Here is a 19493-nt window from a genome sequence, read left to right on the forward strand (position 1 = left end):
ACCTACTTTTCTTTGTGATGAACCATATGAGATGCCAACGCACAGGAGGCTAGACGAGCAAGCGTTTTATCTGCACGGCTTGTTAGAATGATCGGTACTTTGGCACCCAATGCGATGCCTGCCGATTTAGCGTTGGCTAAATAAATTAGCTGCTTAGCAATCATATTTGCGGATTCTAAATCAGGGGCTAACAGAATATCGGCATCACCGGATACGTCGGAAACAATATGCTTGTCGATAGCGGCTTGTTGCGAGATCGCATTATCAAAGGCAAGAGGACCATCTAATAGACCACCTGTTATCTGTGAGCGATCTGCCATTTTGCAAAGCGCAGCAGCATCGATGGTACTTTGAATATTAGGCTTAACTTTTTCTACCGCGGATAAAATAGCCACTTTCGGTGTCTGAACGCCTAGTGCACGGCAGAAATCGATCGCGTTTTGGGTGATATCTTTTTTACAGTACAGATCTGGTGTGATGTTGATTGCCGCATCGGTGATGATTAGCGGCTTATGATAGTTTGGTACATCAAACACAAAGACGTGACTCAAGCGGCGCTCAGTTCTGATCCCTTTTGTTTTGTGAACCACTGCGCGTAGCAATTCCGATGTACCTAAATGACCTTTCATCAATACTTCGGCTTCGCCGCGCTTGATCAGTTCACAAGCTAGCTCTGCAGCGGCGTGGCTATGTTCTGTATTGATTAGCTCAAAATTACTGATATCCAGATTCTGTTCTTCAGCTACGGCTTTAATCTTTGCTTCAGGCCCAACCAGTGTTGGGATAATAAGGTCGTGCTCGGCTGCTTCCACTGCGCCAATCAGACTATTGCCATCAACTGGATGGGCAACAGCTGTACGGATAGGGCGAGCCTTTTCAGCTTGTTCAATAAAAAATTCTAGCTGGTCGTGCAGCGGTGGTTTTTCTTGAATAACCATCAAAACCTCGAAAATAAATTGTATTACCCGTTATTTGATAGAACTGAAGGTAATAATTGTATATGACCTGATTATGACGCGCTGCAGCATTTTTGCCAGTGATTCATGTCAGGTTTATACACAAAGGTCGTACATTGGCGTGATTCAGCGTTAAAAAATTCATGTTGTTAAGTCACAAAAAAGCTAAAAATAACCTAAGGTTTAGTAGGGTCTTAAAATACAAGGTGGTATAAGTAAGAGCATATTTGTAGTTTCAGACTATTCAGTCTGGCAGGACGGAACCTCTGGGAGATTTAAGGATGCAACAAACCATTTTTGTGGTTGATGGCAGCTCGACAATTCGTACATTTTACAAAGCAGTACTCGAAGATGCCGGTTATCGCGTAAAACTACATCAAACTGGTGAAAGCTGTTATAAGGCTCTCAGTTTTGATATTCCTGATCTCATTCTATTGGGAGCTGAGCTGCCGGATACAGAATGTGTCGCCTTTGCATCTAAGATTAAAGCTCGTCCTGAGTTTTTACTTGTTCCAATTATTGTTGTCTCTTCACTTCGCTCTATGGAGTTAAAGCGTAACTGCTTTCAGGCGGGCGTAACTGATTTCATTATGAAAAACTGTACTCAGCATTTCTTACTTGAAAGAGTGAAGAATGTGATTGAGCGTAAAGAAACAATGCAGTTTAGTCAGCATATTGCGGGGCAGCGATTCAAAGTGCTAGTGGCTGAGGATAGTGTGGCTTTATTAGCGCTATATGGTCAGATGCTTGAGCAATTAGGCTGTTCACCTGTGCTTTGCCAAAATGGTAAAGAGGCGTGGGAGACACTTCAGCAACACGATGATGTTGATCTCGTGATGACCGATGTCGAGATGCCTGAGATGGATGGTATTGAGTTAAATCATTTGATCCGTTCCTGCTCTCAGTATGATCAAGTGCCGGTGATTGTCGTTACTCAATTCGACCAGGAAGAGCTTTTATGTGATCTATTGACGGCTGGTGCTAGTGACTACATAACAAAGCCGTTCAGTCATGAAGAGCTGCGTGCACGTGTAGGTTCTCACCTTCGAACTCGTCACCTTTATAAGGAACAGCAGCGACTTAATCGAGAGTTGGATGAGGCTAATAGTTATTTGGAAGAACGTGTCAGAGCGCGTACACAAGAGTTGTATGAAGCCAATTTAGAAACGATCCAGAAACTAGCCATGGTTTGTGATTTTAAAGATAACGATACAGGTAATCACATTAACAGAGTGAAAGAGTATTCAGAAGAGTTGGGTAAAGCGATTGGTTTATCGGAAGAAGTGGTCAATCGCCTTGGCTTTTCTAGCATGATGCATGATGTAGGTAAGATTACCACGCCTGATGCCATTCTTAACAAACCGGGCTCATTGGATAACCAAGAATGGGAAGTTATGCGACAGCATTCTGCTATTGGGGCTAAGATCCTGGGCAAAAATGCGTTCTTCAATATGGCGAGAGATATTGCACTCGGTCACCATGAGAAAGTGGATGGCAGTGGCTACCCTAAAGGTTTGAAAGGGGATGAAATTCCGCTCGCTGCTAGGATTGTTGCTGTTGTCGATGTTTTCGATGCATTGGTATCTAAGCGCAGCTATAAGGACGCTTGGACTCAAAAAGAAGCAACCGATGAGCTTCAACGAATTGCTGGAAGTCATCTTGATAAACGTCTTGTAGAGGTGTTTGTAGGTCTGGTTGAATCAGGTAAATTGGATTACATTCGTGCGCACTTCCCTGAAGGAGAGACACAGCTAATCTAAGCCATTTCCCTTAATGGAAACGAATTGCCTTGCCTTTTTAGGTAAGGCTATCATTTAAAGCACGAGTATTCGGTAGATTCTCAGTTTCTACCAAAATTTCCATCTCTTTATGTATCAATGGTCGGCTAAAAAGATAGCCTTGCCCAATATCGCAGCCAAAGTCTCTTAGCATGGCTAACTGATCTTCATCCTCTATCCCTTCCGCAACTACTTTCATTTTTAGTGCATGTGCCATTGTGATGATGGTATGAGTCAATGTGGCATCACCTTGGTTGTGTACCATATCTTTCACAAATGCACGGTCTACTTTTAAGGTTGAGACTGGGAAGGTTGTTAGGTAGCTTAGAGAGCTATAGCCCGTACCAAAGTCATCAATGGTGAGTGATGTTCCAAATTCTAAAAGTTTTTCTAAACGGGGTAGTAGCTTTTCAATATTCTCAGCTAAGAGACTTTCAGTGATCTCCAGTTCAAGTCTGCTAGGGTCAATGCCCGTTTCTTTGATCACTCCATCAACCATATCGATGACGCTATCATCGTTTAGCTGTCTGATTGAGAGGTTAACAGCCATGATCAGAGGGGTGTCGCTGAATTTCTGTAGCTCGATCAGGTCGAGGCAAGCTTGGCGCAGAGCGAACTCACCAAGTTCGTTTATAACCCCAATCTCTTCGGCTATTTCAATAAACTCAAATGGACCCACAGGACCTAATACAGAGCTGTTCCAGCGCATTAGGGCTTCAAATCCCATAATATGACCGGTATCTATATTGTTTTTGCTTTGGTAAGCCATGTAGATCTCACCGCGCTCAAGTGCTTGGCGTAGTTCTGTTTCGATCGTATGTCGGCGTTTTAAGCGTCTATCGAGTTCATGGTCAAAGAAACTGTAACGATTGCGGCCATCCTTCTTAGATTCGAATAGGGCAATATCTGCAAATTTAATCAGACCTGCAACTTCGTTGTTGTCTTCTGGGTAGCACGAGATACCGATGCTCACTGATATGAAGATCTGTTTCCCTTCAATTAGCACTGGCTTTTCTACGTTTCGTAGTATTTTGTCAGCGAGGCTTTCTACTTCAGGGATCTTGTCATAAGTAGCGTACACTAAAAATTCATCACCGCTGATATGACAAATCTGCGCTTTGCCTTTACAGCATTTAACGAGTCTACCAGCGACCAATTGTAATAATTGATCACCAATCATGTGACCAAAAGTATCGTTTACGGTCTTAAAGTTATCTATATCTAGATAGAGAACAGCAACTTGTTGTTTGCTTTTCCAAGCATTTTGTAGCTCTCTAGTTAGATTCTCGTTAGTTCTACGGCGGTTAGGTAGGCCTGTTAATGGGTCAAAATTTGCCTGTTTGTAGAGCTTAGCTTCGGCTTGCTTCCGGCTACTGATATCCTGAACGACGACTACATAATGGGTAAGTTCATCGTCTGGATTAGTTATGTGACTAATAGAGAAAGAATACCACTTACCGTCAAAGTCCGTTTTACGTTCGCCAAACCAGCTGCCTTTCAATGATATCTCATCACTAATTTTTTTTAGGTCGCGAGTAAGAACATTATAAGGAGGGAAATCAATAATGTTATGTCCCCGGGCTTCGTCATGGGCATTCGGCTTTGCGGTTGCTAAGTCAAAGTGACTGTTGGCGTACTCTATGCTCCATAAGTTGTCTGTAATAACGACACTGTCAGGGCTTTGTTCAATTGCTTTGGATAGTTTTTGTACGTTGCCTTCTGCTGTTTGTTTTGCATCAGACATGCGTTTACTGATTTGCAGTGAAACTCTGTAGGCAAGTAATGCTGCGAGAAGAAATAGAACAAATACAATGCCTATAGGACGCATTCTTTCTAGCCATGAGCTAAAGAGCTTAGCCACTGGGTAGGAGTTAAGTGTAATAAGTTTATATTCTGGTAAGTAACCTACGTTGGCGAGGACTTGTTCACCTTTTACTTCAAGTTCTAGCCCTTGCTTAGTTTTACCTGATTGCAGGTTGTATTGGATTTCTGATGCAGTTTCTTGGGCTAAACGCCAACCAAATAGGTCTGAAACAAAACCTTTAGGAACGGGGTAGGACATACGTACTTGACCAAGTTCCCCTAGGAGCCAGATAGTATTGTTATCCGGACTAATAAAGTTTTGCATCAGGGATGATTTTCCTTGAACACGATAAAAAGCGACCACAACGGCAATGATCTTCTTGTCTTTATTAAGAATAGGAACGTAGAAGGGAAGTAATGATTCTCCAAGTAAACCTGCTCTATGGAGGTAGCCTATCTGAGCCGTTTGACTGACTTTTAGGTTTTCTAAAACAGTATTCTGGCTGGGTAATTGCGGTGGATTAATATCACCTTTACTAAGTAAAACCTTACCTTTGATATCAATAAGAGAGAAAACAGCAGCTTCGCCTGTTGCTGATAGCAGATATTCGAATACGTTGGATACCGAGCGTTTTTGTAATTTTTTATCAATAAAACGAGCTTGGACAGTTTTGACGATCAGGCGAGTTTGATGATCAAAGAAAGAGCGGCTTTGGCTGATCAGTGTCTGGTTTTGCTTATAAAGCTTATCGTACTGGCTCGTTTTTACATCGTCCCATAGGGCAATGCTGAAAACGGTCAAAGCAGATAAAAGAATTACCGATAGTAGCGTGAATAAGAGCTTTAACGGTTTGATCCCTTCTTGTCCCGCCATATTTTAAGTTCTCCCTATAGCGCTACCATCGTATGGGTTAGCAACTTCGTGTCACTATAGCAAAGATACATCATCATCTTCTTATGTTAGCTCTTAAAATAAGGAAGAAGAACAAAAATACTGACTTGAATTACAAAAGAATCATTTTTTTTTGAGTGATTTATCAAATTTAGTCTACGTGAATTCTGAGCTTGTTATTCAGTGAGTTGGTGAAAGAAGTTTTTTGCTTCGACCATTGCAACGTTCCGAATGGCTTTAGGATCAGTTAAGCTGTGGTAATAGATAATAGGTGGACAGTTATTTCGTCCAGACGGATTGTTAGAGTTGAGGAACCTCATGGGATTATTGATAGATTGGTTTTTGGATTTTTGGGACAACATGCCAGGAGGCAAAATTAGCCGGGCTATTTTTAGTGCTGTTACGCTAGTTATAGTTACCTCTGTCCCTCTCGGTGTCTATTGGAGCTGCCCTCCTGCGGCGTTTGATCCTGTTGCTGAAGCCAAAGCGGATGCAGAGGAGCAAGGCGTTAAGGTAACAACGGGCTATCCAACGGTTTATACCTTGCATCGATTGATGGATACTCTGCTGCATAAACCGGGTGGTTATATCACTAATGATGTGGCGCCTCCGGGTATCTGGTTAGACAACATCAGCAATTGGGAATACGGCGTATTAGTGCAGTCTCGTGATCTTGCACGTGCCTTACGTAAAGACTTTAGCCGTTCGCAGTCACAATCAGTTGAGCATCCAGAGTTAACAGTTGCTGAGCCTCAATTCCACTTTGATGCGAACAGTTGGTTATTACCTTCTTCCGAGTCTCAGTACAAGGAAGGTCTAGAAGCACTTCACAAATACCAGACGGAGCTAACTCAAGTTGCTGAATCTGAAGCACAATTCTATGCGCGTGCGGATAATTTGAATAACTGGCTTGGTGATGTTCAAACACGTTTAGGAAGTTTGTCGCAGCGTTTAAGTGCAAGTGTTGGCCAGAAGCGTGTGAATACAGATTTAGCGGGTGATCCTGCTGCAGAACAATCTACGCAAACAGCTTCTGATAAAGAAGTGAAAACACCTTGGTTGGAAATCGATGATGTATTCTATGAAGCACGAGGTTCTGCTTGGGCACTATTACATATCTTGAAAGCGGTTGAGCAAGATTTTGGGCCTGTGCTAGACAAGAAAAATGCGCGTGTGAGCCTTCGTCAGATTATTCGTGAGTTGGAAGCAACTCAGGAGACCGTGTGGAGCCCAATGATCCTTAATGGTGGCGGTTTTGGTTTGTTCGCTAATCACTCTTTGGTGATGGCGAACTATATTTCCCGTGCTAATGCTGCAATTATCGATTTGCGAGAGCTATTAGCGAAAGGTTAAGGGTTGATTAAGTAATTTTTGTTTATCTTTAAGGGGCTTAGTGCCCCTTATTTGTTTCTGGGTCTACACTAAATAGTAGTGGTAGAGGAGAAACGTTATGCCTCGTCGTTTTATTCGTCATCCTGCAGCGATCCCTATTAAGCTGTGTAATCAGCAATCAAAAAACGAAAACGTTACTGAAGTCACCACGCAAGATGTAAGTGCAGGCGGTTTGTCCTGTGAAACGGAAAGTTTGATGACTCCAGGTGATGCGGTAGAAGTTGAGATCTCACTAGAGACACCGCCTTTTAAAACCATTGGTCATGTTGTTTGGTGTAAAAGTAAAGGCAGTGGCTTTTTGGTCGGAATAGGCTTTTCTGATCTTGCAACAGCTTATGCAGTTCGTATGGTCGAGCAGATATGTTACATCGAAGAGTATCGTCAGAAAATCCTTGAAGAGGAGGGGCGAGAGCTCAATTCTGAGGAGGCGGCAATCGAGTGGATTTCAGAACACGCTCATGAGTTTCCACAGAACGTGCACTGATCCAATATCTAGTACTATTTAGAAATAGGGTTCCACTTTAATGTTTTGTTCTTTAGCGATTAGCCATTCATCGCCTTTAAAGACAAGAGTAAGTCGCTTAAGGGTCCTATCTTTGTAGCCATTGGCTGCTTCGTATTTGAGCCAGAAGTCTACTCGAATCTCATTCTCGTGCTGTTTGATATTCCGTAGTTCTTCACGTGTTAATTTGATCCATTCTGGACGATTTAAGGCATCGTAACGCTTCTTCAACCAGTGTTGATGCGTTTTATAAGCGCCATTAAACTCTGATATATAGCTAGCTGTATAAGTTTCGTGGTCTTGGGCTTGCCATGCATTTGTCCAGCGATCTATTAGGGTAGTCGTTAGATCTTGGGGAGAGGCTGCTTTTTCTGTAGTAAGAGCAGTTTCAACAAGAGCGGGTGCTATTTCTGAGCTTATTTCAGAATCTGTGGCAAGGGCTGTAACTACGATCTCTTCCGTTTTAGTAAGTTCTTCGACAGTTTGCGTTTCTTCAATATTAACTTCAGGGCTTATTGTAGTCACGTCAGGTGTTTCTGATGACTGATTTGTGACTGCATCAGTCGTTTCGGATGTATGAGACGCTGCAATTTCAATTGAATTGGTATCTTCAACATCAGGCGTTTGAGGCGCTTCTATTGCAACTGCGAGCTCAACTGTTTCAGACTGCTTTTGTTCAGCATTTTCAAGTGCTTGCTTTAATCGATTGTTTTCTTCAATTGCTGCAGAGAGTTGTTCTTCCAATAATGTTAGCTTGGAGTTAACTTCAGCTTGAAACTCTGCTGGTGGCAGCGACGCAAGATCCTCGACTGGGCGAGAATCTTTCTTATTGGATACGGGCGGTTTAACTTCAGAAATGTCGAGTGTAGTCGCTTTTATTTGTTGAGGGGGAGCTGATTTAGGGCTGTCGTTTTCTAATTCAGGGCTAAGTGTCGGTAAAGTATTAGCTAGTTCAGGACTGTTGTCAGAAGATGATTCAGGGGTTTGAACTGTTTCTTCGGTAGTAATGCTTGGCGGCGCTACATTTTCAGTCTTTTCTGTCGAAGCTTTTGTTTTTGGTTCGGCAAAAATAGGAGGGCTGTTCTCTACGACTTCTGCAGTTTCATCACTCTCATCTGATAGGAAAAACTGATTGATACCAATGCCAATGGCTAGAATGATAGCGAGACCTAAAGCAAAAACTCCTGAATTTGCGGATGTTAAGGGTTGATTATGTCCTTCCGAGCTTTGGAAGTCTTTACGAGTAATAACGTCTTTATGAATCAGAGGAAGTAGTAGGGCTTTTAAACGGCCAATTCTACCTTCTGTCTGATCTATCATCATAAAGTCGGTCCCAATTTCATAAGGGGTCGGAGGAAGCCCTTTAATCGCCGACAGGTAATATATGTAGCCTTCGATGTCGTCTATATGTAGAGGATCTAAAGTGACTTCTATATTGATCCAGTTACTGAAATCTGCTTGTTGAAAACTTTCTGCTTCTGGGTGCAAAACCATGTAATCTTGGCGAATCACCACCAATTTGATTGCACCAGCGGTTGTTTCTGAAGTTTTACATAATTGCTGTAAAGCATTAACGATGCTGTCATCAGAATTAATAGCTTGCTGGTCAATAATAACCAAGCAGAATTGACCTGCATCTTTAGTGTTTCTGAGGGCTCGTATTAGCTCTTTCTTTTGCTTTGGGACTTCTAGCGTATCGGCTAGCTTAGAATAAAGCTGCGATGTTTTTGTTAAAGGCTCGTTGAAAATAGCAACAGGAACCCCTTTATGATGGTATTCACTGATGAATTCATTAATAAGGGTGCTTTTACCTGTGCCTTCAACGCCTTTGAGTATTACTGCATTTTCGAAGTTTAGGGCTTCCCTTAAAGAACTAAGGGCGCGCTTATATCCGGCATGCCTATATGGCCCAGTAAATGACGAATCCGTTTCGTTTGATCCGTTGATATGATCAACATTGCGCTGGTTGTCAGGTAGCATAGATAGAAGCTTATTCTCTTTATAAAACAGTATTTAAGAGCCGTAATTATATTCCCTTAGGATACCGCTTCCAATTACGGATTTTGATAGCTATATCGTTTAGTTATAGCTAAAGCGTAGCGATTATCCACACTTTAGCTGAATCTCAACTTAGCGGGCTTAGGTAAGCGCTTCTTTCATTTTCTCTTGGTATGGTGGCCAGCCCATGGGTTTGCCACCCAAAAGGTGAAGGTGGATATGATAAACCGTTTGGCCCCCATCAGAGTTGCAATTAAATACAGTTCGGTAGCCTGATTCATCGATTCCTAACTGCTTAGCAATAGTGCCAGCAGTTTTGACCATATGACCAACGACTTCTGTATCTTCAGCACTAATATCATTAAGCGTTGCTATATGTTTGCGCGGAATAATGAGTGCGTGTGTTGGTGCCTGAGGGCTAATATCATTGAAGGCAATCACGTGCTCATCTTCGTAAATGATTTCGGCCGGAATCTCTTTATTTATGATTTTACAAAACAGGCAATCCATCAGTTTTCCTCACTGTGATAAATACTTGAATGCAGTATATCCAGTGTTATCAATGGATTAAATACTGAATAACCGTTAGTAAACAAAGTTGTCGCTCGGTTTAGAGTAGCGATTCTGTTTTCCCTTCCGCAAGGATTTCTGGGCAATGGTAACTTTTAGTCACTGTATTATCAGGAAGTACTGATTCAAGATGGACATCAAAACCCCACAAGCGATGAATATGGCGTAGGACTTCTTCGGTGGATTGGCCGAGCGGTTGTTTATTATACATAAAGTGTCTCAAGGTTAGGCTTCGATCTCCTCGGACATCTACGTCGTAGACCTGAATATTAGGTTCTCTGTTCCCTAAGTTATATTGAGAAGAAAGATCTTCACGTACTTGACGATAGCCCGCTTCATCATGGATTGATGTGACTTCCAAATTGGCTTTTTCAGAGTTATCCATAATGGTGAAAAGTTTTAGCTCACGGATGAGTTTTGGCGAGAGGTACTGGAGAATAAAGCTCTCATCCTTATAGTTACGCATGGCGTAGTCTAATGTCTTTTTCCAATCGGAACCTGCGATATCAGGGAACCATTCGCGGTCTTCGTCGGTTGGTTCTTCACAGATACGTTTGATGTCCTGCATCATGTTGTATCCCAATGTGTAGGGATTAATGCCGTTGAAGTAAGGACTATCGAATGGCGGTTGGTAGACAACACTGGTATGTGAGTGAAGAAACTCCATCATAAATCCATCGGTTACTAAGCCCTCTTCATGCATTTGATGCAGAAGCGTGTAGTGCCAGAAGCAAGCCCAGCCTTCGTTCATTACTTGGGTCTGTTTCTGTGGATAGAAATATTGCGCCACTTTTCGAACGATACGAACAATCTCTCGTTGCCATGGTTCAAGAAGTGGGGCGTTTTTCTCTATAAAATAGAGTATGTTTTCTTCAGGTTCTTTAGGGAAGTGCTGAATAACTGGTGTTGCTCCTTCCTCTTTTTTTGGAATCGTGTTCCACAAGTCGTTTAAGTGACGCTGGATATATTCTTCCCGCGCTTGCTGGCGCTCTTTTTCTTCATCTGCTGTCAGCGGTTGTGGGCGAACATATCGATTTACGCCATAGCTCATGAGTGCATGGCACGAATCCAGTAGCTCCTCAACTGTATCTACACCGTATCTTTCTTCGCATCGGCTGATATAGCTTTTAGCAAAGAGAAGGTAATCAATAATCGCTGAGGCATCGGTCCAAGTTTTAAACAGGTAATTACCTTTAAAGAAAGAGTTGTGACCATAACAGGCATGAGCAATAACAAGGGCCTGCATTGTCATGGTGTTTTCTTCCATTAGATAAGCGATACAGGGGTCGGAATTGATTACAATCTCATAAGCAAGGCCCATTCTGCCGCGCTTATAGTTTTGTTGGGTATCAACAAACTGTTTACCAAAGGACCAATGGTTATAGTTTAAAGGCATGCCGATGGAGGCGTAGGCATCCATCATCTGTTCGGAGGTAATGACCTCGATCTGATTGGGGTATGTGTCTAAGCCGAAGTCTTTGGCAATGCGAGCGATTTCTCGGTCATATTCGGCAATAAGTTCAAAGCTCCACTCAGCTCCGGTGGATATTGGACTGCGTTTTTTCATGCTGCCCCCTCAACCTTTTTCTCAAATAGACTACGAAATACTGGGAAAATATCTGCTGGGGTTTTTATCTGTTGCATGGCAAAGCATTCTTCCCACTTTGCTTGTAGGCGTTCGTATTCATGCCACAAGTTTTGGTGGGGTCCTGTAGTGATCTCTACATAGGCGAAATACTGAACTTGCTTGAGGATCTTTTCATCAAGGAGCTGGTAGCATTTACTGGAATCTCCATCCCAGTTATCGCCATCGGATGCCTGAGCTACATAGATGTTCCAGTCTGCTGGGGAATAACGTTCTTCTAGAATATCTGAAGTCAGGTCTAAAGCGCTGGATACGATCGTGCCGCCGGTTTCGCGGGAGTAGAAGAACTCTTGTTCATCGACTTCTTTGGCGTGGGTATGGTGGCGAACAAAGACAACTTCGATCTGTTTATAATTCCGTTTCAGGAAGAGGTACAGCAAGATAAAAAAGCGTTTCGCCATGTCTTTAATGCTTTGAGTCATAGAGCCTGATACGTCCATAACGCAGAACATCACGGCCTTGCTTGAAGGCACGGGAACTTTGATTAAATTGTTGTATTTAATGTCAAAGTCATCAAGGAAAGGTACACGCTTTAAACGCTGTTTAATCTCTTCAATTTCGGAATTTAATGCTGAAATCTGTTTCTCTGCATCATCATCGGGTAAACGTTGCTCTAAGCTCAAAATTTCCGCTTTGAGTTCGCGGATTTTGCGTCTGTCTTTGCCGGTTAAGGCAATGCGACGTGCGTGGGCTGCTTTTAACGAACGCACAATATGAATCTTGTCGGGGCTACCAGCATTGGTAAATCCAGCTCGGCGGGTTTCAAATTGGGTTGCGCTTTTTAGCTGTTTTTTGACTAGATAGGGGAGTTCCAAACCATCAAACATAAAGTCTAGAAACTCTTCCTGATCGATCTGGAAGGTGAAATCATCTTCCCCTTCACCTTGATTGCTGGCTTGGCCTTCACCGCTGCCGCCGCCACCGCCGCCACCTTGCGGGCGTTGGAACTGATCCCCTACAACAAACTCTTTGTTGCCAGGGAAAACTTTATTACGAACGCCGCCTTCACCATGATGAAAAATGGGTTCGGAGATGTCCCTGCGAGGAATGGTAACGCTGCCACCTTGTTCGATCTCTTTGATGGAGCGGTTGTTCACCGCATCTTCTACTGCATCTTTAATATGTTTTTTATAGCGACGAAGAAAGCGCTGACGGTTAACCGTGCTCTTGTTCTTGGAGTTCAGGCGGCGATCTATGATGTAACTCATAATACTTCTATCCCCGTAGATGGCCTGCACTTAGGCTCTTCATCTCATTCGGGCAGGCCTTTGCCCGAATGAATGCCTTCACCAACTGTTATTGCCGATTAACTACTGTGACTTTCTAACGCGGATATACCATTCGGACAGTAATCGCACCTGCTTCTCGGTATAGCCTCGTTTTATCATCCGTTTAACAAACTCACCATGCTTGGTTTGTTCATCTGTAGAGGCTTTCGCATTAAAGGAAATAACAGGTAACAAGTCTTCCGTATTGGAGAACATTTTCTTCTCAATAACGGTACGCATTTTCTCGTAACCCATCCAAGATGGGTTTTTACCGTTGTTATTGGCACGGGCACGCAGTACAAAATTAACAATTTCGTGTCGGAAATCTTTTGGATTACTGATACCGGCAGGTTTTTCGATTTTTTCGAGTTCCTCGTTAATCGCCTGACGATCTAATATGTCACCTGTTTCTGGGTCGCGATATTCCTGATCCTGTATCCAGAAATCAGCGTATGTGACATAGCGATCAAATATATTTTGTCCGTACTCTGAGTAAGACTCTAAGTAAGCGGTTTGAATCTCTTTGCCCAAGAACTCGATATATTTAGGTGCGATAAACTCTTTTAGATAGCCTAAATAGCGATCTTGGATTTCGGCAGGGAATTGCTGCTGTTCAATCTCTTTTTCGAGTACATAAAGGAGATGGACTGGGTTAGCTGCAACCTCTGAAGGGTCAAAGTTAAATACTTTGGATAGAATCTTGAAAGCGAAACGGGTTGATAAACCATCCATTGCTTCATCAACACCTGCAGAGTCCTTATATTCCTGCATAGATTTCGCTTTAGGGTCCGTGTCTTTTAGATTCTCACCGTCATACACACGCATTTTTGAATACAGGCTAGAATTTTCAGGTTCCTTCATTCGCGAGAGAACTGAAAATTGTGCCAGCATATTTAGCGTATCTGGCGCACAAGGTGCGTTATTTAATGAGCTATTCTCTAAAAGTTTTTCGTAGATATGGATCTCTTCGGTTACACGGCAGCAATAAGGTACTTTTACGATGTAGATACGATCGATAAATGCCTCATTGGTTTTGTTGTTCTTAAAGGTTGTCCACTCTGATTCATTGGAGTGGGCGAGGAGAATACCATCGTAAGGAATAGCCCCCATGCCTTCGGTACTATTGTAGTTACCTTCTTGAGTCGCTGTTAGTAGAGGGTGAAGTACTTTGATGGGGGCTTTAAACATCTCCACAAATTCCATCATACCCTGATTGGCACGACATAATGCACCAGAGAAACTATAAGCATCAGGGTCGTGTTGTGGGAAATCTTCCAATTTACGAATATCAACTTTACCCACAAGGCTAGAAATATCTTGGTTGTTTTCATCACCTGGTTCGGTTTTGGCAATGGCAATCTGATCCAAAATAGAAGGGTAGAGTTTTACTACACGGAATTTAGAAATATCCCCACCATATTCGTGTAAACGCTTGGCCGCCCAAGGTGACATGATGCCTTTTAAGTAGCGTGAAGGAATACCGTATTCTTCTTGAAGAATGACACCATCTTCTTCCGGTTTGAATAGACCTAAAGGTGACTCAAAAACAGGTGAATCTTTAATGGCATAGAATGGAATGTGCTCCATTAAATGCTTAAGGCGTTCGGCCAAGGACGATTTACCGCCACCCACTGGACCAAGTAAGTAAAGGATCTGTTTACGTTCTTCTAGACCTTGAGCCGCATGTTTAAAGTAAGAGACAATATTTTCGATCGCATCTTCCATACCATAAAACTCGCTAAATGCAGGGTAACGGCGGATCAGTTTGTTCGAAAAAATACGACTTAGTCTTGGATCAGCAGCGGTATCAACCATTTCAGGTTCACCGATCGCTTGCAGCATACGTTCAGCCGCATCAGCGTAGATTATAGGGTCCTGTTTACACAGTTGGAGATATTCGTCCAAACTGTATTCTTCCTGCTGAACAGAATCATAGCGGGCTTTATAGTGGTCAAAGATACTCATACAAATCACCTTTATTCAGCCAAGCTTATTTGGATTTTTGAATAATTATGTCAGGCTGTTTTGCTTGCTTACCTGTAGTTAGTGTAGTTCACATTTTTGAACTCTGAACATTTGACTCTAAAACTTTCCTTAAGGTTTCATCGTTTAATAATCTTATGATTTATAAGGACTTATATTTCTTGTAGTTCAAGGCTTTGGATAAACGTAGCTAGAAATCGAGCCGCTTCGCCGCCAGTGAGTGCGCGGTGATCAAAGGTAAGTGAAATAGGAAGAATACGATGAATTTTTATTTCCTCACCTACGGCTACAACTTGTTTGCGAATAACGCCTGCACCAATAATTGCCACTTGTGGGGGAACCACAATTGGATTTGCGTAACGTCCGGCAATAGTGCCGAAATTACTCAACGTGATTGTGGCTCCTTGTAGTTCAGAAGCAGGGATCGTTCTGTTTTTGACATCTGTACGGAGAAGATTTAATCCTTCTCGTAGATGGGAAGGTGAGCGGTTACTAATGTCACGTAATACTGGAACAAATAATCCCTGTTCTGTATCAACCGCGATACCAAGATCAATTTTGGAATGTATTCGCCGACTGAGGGTATTGCCATCAAACCACGAATTAATTGCTGGTTCTGTTGTGCAGGCTTCTGCTATGGCATGGATTAACCGTTGTGTGATATCTGTGCCTTTAGGCCAGCTATTAATATCTGCATCTTCATGAATAGTGACAGGCACGACTTCACTATGCGCTTTGCTCATGACCTGCGCCATATGCTTACGAACCCCACGTAAAGGCTCAGCTTTGCCATGGGTTTGATCCAGTCGAGCGGCTTGTTCAACGTCTTTTGGCGTGATGTTGCCTTGTTGTCCGCTACCTTTTACTTGGTTTAAATCGATATTTAAGCGTTTGGCTAAGGCTCTTACTGCTGGTGTCGCTTTCTGTGTTGTTGCACTGATTTGGCTGCTTGGAGCGGCACCAATAAAGAAGGAATCTTGAGTAGTGGAGTCTGTGTTTGCTTGTGGAATTTCACCGACAACAGTACCACTGTCACTGTCTTCTTCACCTTCAAATTCCAATAGGGGCTCTCCAGTGTGGATAACATCACCTGGCTGCCCAAATAGATGCGCTATCACACCTGCTTGCGGAGAGGGTACTTGAATAATCGCTTTGGCTGTTTCTACAGACAGGAGTACTTGGTCTGTTTCTACAGAATCACCTTCTTTGATATTCCATTCCACAATTTCTGCTTCAGGAAGTCCTTCGCCGAGATCTGGTAGTTTGAAATATTTCATGCGAACTCCAATGTCTCATTGATACTGTCGATGATGTCTTGAGTGTTAGGTAGGTAGTGATTTTCAAGACGGAAATAGGGCATAACAGTGTCATAACCCGTTACCCGAGCAATAGGCGCTTGTAGATCTAAGAGTGCTCTCTCTGCGATGGTTGCAGCTATTTCTGCACCTATACCCGCATTTCTAGGGGCCTCATGTACAATCACAACGCGCCCCGTCTTTTTCACGGAGGCTAGAATTGTAGTCATATCTAAAGGGCTGATACTGGCTACATCGATCACTTCACAGTGCACACCTTTATTTTGGAAATGCTCTGCTGCTGCTAATGTTTCTGTGATCATTGCACCCCAGCTAATTAACGTAATATCTGAGCCCTCACGTAGCGTAAAACAGCTGCCTAAAGGCAATGCTTCGCCGTTATCTAAAATCTCTTGTTGCTGGCTGCGATAGATCCGCTTGGGTTCTAAAAAGAGCACAGGGTCTGGATCTCGAATGGCTGCTAAAAGAAGCCCGTACGCACGTGCTGGAGAGGAGGGAATGACGACCTTAAGGCCAGGAATGTGAGCCAAAAGGGCTTCAGTACTTTCCGAGTGATGTTCAGGGGCATGAATGCCTCCACCAAAAGGAGCTCTAATCACCATAGGGCAGGTGAGACGGCCGCGGGTTCTATTTCGCATGCGTGCGGCATGACAGATGATCTGCTCTAATGCGGGGAAGATAAAGCCCATAAACTGGATCTCAGCCACTGGTTTCAAACCTTGGCTGGCCATACCTATACTCAGCCCTGCGATCATAGACTCTGCTAATGGCGTGTCCATTACGCGCTTAAGGCCAAACTCATCTCTTAGATTCGCGGTAGCGCGAAAAACACCGCCATTAACGCCAATATCTTCTCCCAATAGAACGATCTCCTCGTCCCTTCGCATCTCTGAGGCCAAAGCTAGATTGACCGCTTCAAGAAGACATACTGAATGTTTCATGATGCATCCTCCACAGCATGGCTAGCATTTGGCATCGCCTTGATTGTCGCCCAGTCCCTCTGTTCGATGAGATGCTCGGGTAGCTCGGCATACATGTAATCGAACATGGACTCGGGAGCTTGAGGATCAATTGCTAAATACTTTTCTGCTGCTTGTTGGACGAGTTGCGTGATCTCTTGTTGAAGAGCTTGTTCTTTCGATTCGTCCCAAAAGCCTTGAGTAACCATGAAGTTACGCAAGCGTTTTACTGGTTCTTTCTCCCAAGCTTGCTTCAGTTCTTCGTTATCCCTGTAACGGGTCGCATCATCAGCGGTAGTGTGGTCACTTAAGCGGTAGCTTATGGCTTCAATTAGGGTGGCTCCTTTACCGTCATAAGCGCGCTGTAAAGCTTGAGTTACCGCTTCATGCATAGCAATCACATCGTTACCATCCACTTGCATACCGGGAATTCCAGCGGCTTGTGCTTTGTCAGCTAACTGAGCGGCAGCGGATTGGATTTTACGCGGTACAGAAATTGCCCACTGGTTGTTGTTGATGATAAAGACTACAGGTAGTTGCCATACCCCAGCGATGTTTAGGGATTCCATAAAATCCCCTTTAGAGGTGCCGCCATCGCCAATTAAGGTCACAGCAGCGTGCTTTTGATTACGTACTTTTAGCGCTGTTGCAACACCACAGGCATGCAATGATTGAGTGGCGATTGGGACTGAGTTAGGGAAGTCCTTCTTCATATGGGGTGAAGCATTGCCTCGTTCATCACCGCCCCAATATAAAAGAATATCTTCAAGGGCGAGTCCTCTAATCATCTGGCAGGCATGGTTTCGATAGTAGGGCACGAGAACATCTTCTTCGCTCATGCAGAGTGCCGTGGGAACATCGATTCCTTCTGAGCCTAGTAGGGATGCGTAAGTGCCCAATTGACCCGTGCGTTGTAGCGCGATGGCTTTAGCGTCAAACTGTCTAGCCAATACCATGTTGTGATAGCAGCGTAGAAACCAATCAGGTGATTGGCACCATTGTGGCAAGCGCTGTGTGGGATTCCCCTCACTATCTAAATATTGCAGTGGTGTGTGACTCATAACTCATCCTCCTAACCGCTATCATTAGCTTAAGCTGCGGAATTGAAGTCGTTAGATGCACTGATGATTTGTTCAGCCTGGTGATTGGCTAGACGATGTACACCTTGCTTAGCTTGCGCCGCGTTTTGATAAAGTTGGGTGAGCGAATCACCTATCTGAATAACTTTTTGGCGGATCTCTCGGCTGTTCTGTTTTGAATATTGCAGTGCTACAAAAATTAAACCGCCCGCGTTGATCAGATAATCAGGTGCGTAAAGGATATCTTGAGCGGCTAGCAGGTCGCCGTGTTTCTCTTCTGTTAGTTGATTGTTGGCTGAGCCAGCAATGATGGACACACGAAGTTGTGGCAGAGTCGTGTCGTTTATAATCGCACCAAGTCCACAAGGGCAAAACACATCAGCATCTACAGCGTAAATCTGATCAGGTGCAACACTCGCAGCGTTAAAGCTTTTCTCGCATTGAGTCACACGAGCTTGATCAATATCGGTAACTGTCAGCTTGGCTCCGGCTTGATGGAGTAAGCGGGCAACTTCGTAACCTACATGTCCTAGGCCTTGGATACTGACGTGCACACCTTTCAGTGACGTTCGATTTAACTTGAATCTGACGGAAGCTTTAATCCCTTCAAACACGCCGAGTGCGGTATAGGGGGAGGGATCGCCAGTGGTTTGAGTGCAGGTTACAAAGGCGGTGCTCTTTTGAATCTGATCCATGTCGCTAATCTGAGTACCGCTGTCCATTGCTGTTATGTATTCACCACCTAAACCATCAACAAATTGACCAAAGCGCTGCATAAGTTCTGCGCGGTTGAAGTCTGATTTTGGCTTAATGATGACAGCTTTGGCTCCACCGTGCGGAAGTCCAGCAAGTGCTGCTTTGTAACTCATACCTCGAGCCAATCTAAGCGCATCAGTTATGGCAGAATCGTCATCGTTGTAGTGAATAAACCTGCAGCCGCCGATCGCGGGGCCACGCAAAGTCGAGTGAATGGCAATGATAGCCTTGAGGCCCGTTTCAGGGTCGTGGCAGAAATGTAGGCGTTGTGTGCCATTGCTTTCCATCTGTTCAAACATCACGGGGTCCTCCGTCTGTATCTACAGGAAAACATCAATTGTGTGCAGTTAATCGGTGATTTGTGGGTCGCACTTTTACCAGTTAACTGAACTTTGTATGCGGTAGCGTGTCTTTTGGATCTCTACACTTTTGGAATAGCACAGTTTTAGGCAAATTTCAGATTGAAAAATTCAAAATAAATTACAGTCTCTCAAGCATTTTGCAGGTGCGAAATGGCTAGAAGTGCGTCTTTTCGCTGAATTTACGGGTGGTATGGCAAGAAAATTACTGCGAAACCAAAAAAACTCAAAAAGTTT

General features: G+C 43.6%; 14 protein-coding genes. 3 read left to right on the top strand and 11 right to left on the bottom strand.

The window, feature by feature from the left end:
• Window positions 1–2: 2 nt before the first annotated feature.
• Window positions 3–938: a bifunctional enoyl-CoA hydratase/phosphate acetyltransferase gene (locus ACMXYS_RS03995; RefSeq protein ID WP_415883718.1), complete on the bottom strand. Its 936-nt coding sequence runs from the start codon at window positions 936–938 to the stop codon at window positions 3–5.
• 299 nt (window positions 939–1237) lie between these two features.
• Between ACMXYS_RS03995 and ACMXYS_RS04000 the strand changes: the two genes are divergently transcribed.
• Window positions 1238–2716 (top strand): response regulator, encoded by a 1479-nt coding sequence (locus tag ACMXYS_RS04000; protein WP_415883719.1) that lies wholly within the window; start codon window positions 1238–1240, stop codon window positions 2714–2716.
• A 37-nt stretch (window positions 2717–2753) separates the two neighbouring features.
• Here ACMXYS_RS04000 and ACMXYS_RS04005 read toward each other — a convergent pair whose 3' ends face one another.
• Window positions 2754–5411, bottom strand: coding sequence for a putative bifunctional diguanylate cyclase/phosphodiesterase (locus tag ACMXYS_RS04005; RefSeq protein WP_415897663.1), 2658 nt, complete (start codon window positions 5409–5411; stop codon window positions 2754–2756).
• A 336-nt stretch (window positions 5412–5747) separates the two neighbouring features.
• Here ACMXYS_RS04005 and ACMXYS_RS04010 point away from each other — a divergent pair, with 336 nt between their 5' ends.
• Both ACMXYS_RS04010 and ACMXYS_RS04015 read left to right on the top strand, forming a co-directional pair.
• Window positions 5748–6782: a DUF2333 family protein gene (locus ACMXYS_RS04010; protein WP_415897664.1), complete on the top strand. Its 1035-nt coding sequence runs from the start codon at window positions 5748–5750 to the stop codon at window positions 6780–6782.
• Window positions 6783–6879: 97 nt separating this feature from the next.
• A complete protein-coding gene (locus ACMXYS_RS04015; protein ID WP_415883722.1) occupies window positions 6880–7305 on the top strand; it encodes a PilZ domain-containing protein in 426 nt (141 codons plus the stop codon).
• An 18-nt stretch (window positions 7306–7323) separates the two neighbouring features.
• Here the strand turns inward: ACMXYS_RS04015 and ACMXYS_RS04020 are convergent, their stop codons facing one another.
• The 9 genes from ACMXYS_RS04020 to ACMXYS_RS04060 form a co-directional block, all read right to left on the bottom strand.
• Window positions 7324–9303 (bottom strand): AAA family ATPase, encoded by a 1980-nt coding sequence (locus ACMXYS_RS04020; RefSeq protein ID WP_415897665.1) that lies wholly within the window; start codon window positions 9301–9303, stop codon window positions 7324–7326.
• Between the two features lie 159 nt (window positions 9304–9462).
• The gene (locus ACMXYS_RS04025; protein ID WP_415883724.1) at window positions 9463–9831 is read right to left on the bottom strand and encodes a histidine triad nucleotide-binding protein; all 369 of its coding nucleotides are present in this window, start codon (window positions 9829–9831) and stop codon (window positions 9463–9465) included.
• Between the two features lie 100 nt (window positions 9832–9931).
• Window positions 9932–11458 carry a SpoVR family protein gene (locus tag ACMXYS_RS04030; protein ID WP_415883725.1) on the bottom strand — a complete coding sequence of 509 codons (1527 nt, stop codon included), beginning with the start codon at window positions 11456–11458 and terminating at the stop codon, window positions 9932–9934.
• Window positions 11455–12744 (bottom strand): YeaH/YhbH family protein, encoded by a 1290-nt coding sequence (locus ACMXYS_RS04035; RefSeq protein ID WP_415897666.1) that lies wholly within the window; start codon window positions 12742–12744, stop codon window positions 11455–11457. Before ACMXYS_RS04035 ends, ACMXYS_RS04030 begins: the two co-directional genes overlap by 4 nt.
• Before the next feature lie 102 nt (window positions 12745–12846).
• The gene (locus ACMXYS_RS04040; RefSeq protein WP_415897667.1) at window positions 12847–14769 is read right to left on the bottom strand and encodes a PrkA family serine protein kinase; all 1923 of its coding nucleotides are present in this window, start codon (window positions 14767–14769) and stop codon (window positions 12847–12849) included.
• 170 nt (window positions 14770–14939) lie between these two features.
• Window positions 14940–16064 (bottom strand): dihydrolipoamide acetyltransferase family protein, encoded by a 1125-nt coding sequence (locus ACMXYS_RS04045; RefSeq protein ID WP_415897668.1) that lies wholly within the window; start codon window positions 16062–16064, stop codon window positions 14940–14942.
• The gene (locus ACMXYS_RS04050) at window positions 16061–17044 is read right to left on the bottom strand and encodes an alpha-ketoacid dehydrogenase subunit beta (RefSeq protein WP_415883729.1); all 984 of its coding nucleotides are present in this window, start codon (window positions 17042–17044) and stop codon (window positions 16061–16063) included. The genes ACMXYS_RS04045 and ACMXYS_RS04050 overlap by 4 nt, the downstream gene beginning before the upstream one ends.
• Window positions 17041–18123, bottom strand: a complete 1083-nt coding sequence (gene pdhA / locus ACMXYS_RS04055; RefSeq protein ID WP_415883730.1) for a pyruvate dehydrogenase (acetyl-transferring) E1 component subunit alpha — start codon at window positions 18121–18123, stop codon at window positions 17041–17043. The genes ACMXYS_RS04050 and pdhA overlap by 4 nt, the downstream gene beginning before the upstream one ends.
• A gap of 29 nt (window positions 18124–18152) precedes the next feature.
• The gene (locus ACMXYS_RS04060; RefSeq protein ID WP_415884639.1) at window positions 18153–19196 is read right to left on the bottom strand and encodes a Leu/Phe/Val dehydrogenase; all 1044 of its coding nucleotides are present in this window, start codon (window positions 19194–19196) and stop codon (window positions 18153–18155) included.
• Between the last annotated feature and the right edge of the window lie 297 nt (window positions 19197–19493).

Origin of the sequence: Neptuniibacter sp. QD57_21, assembly GCF_047778075.1 — a bacterium.
GTDB lineage: Bacteria > Pseudomonadota > Gammaproteobacteria > Pseudomonadales > Balneatricaceae > Neptuniibacter.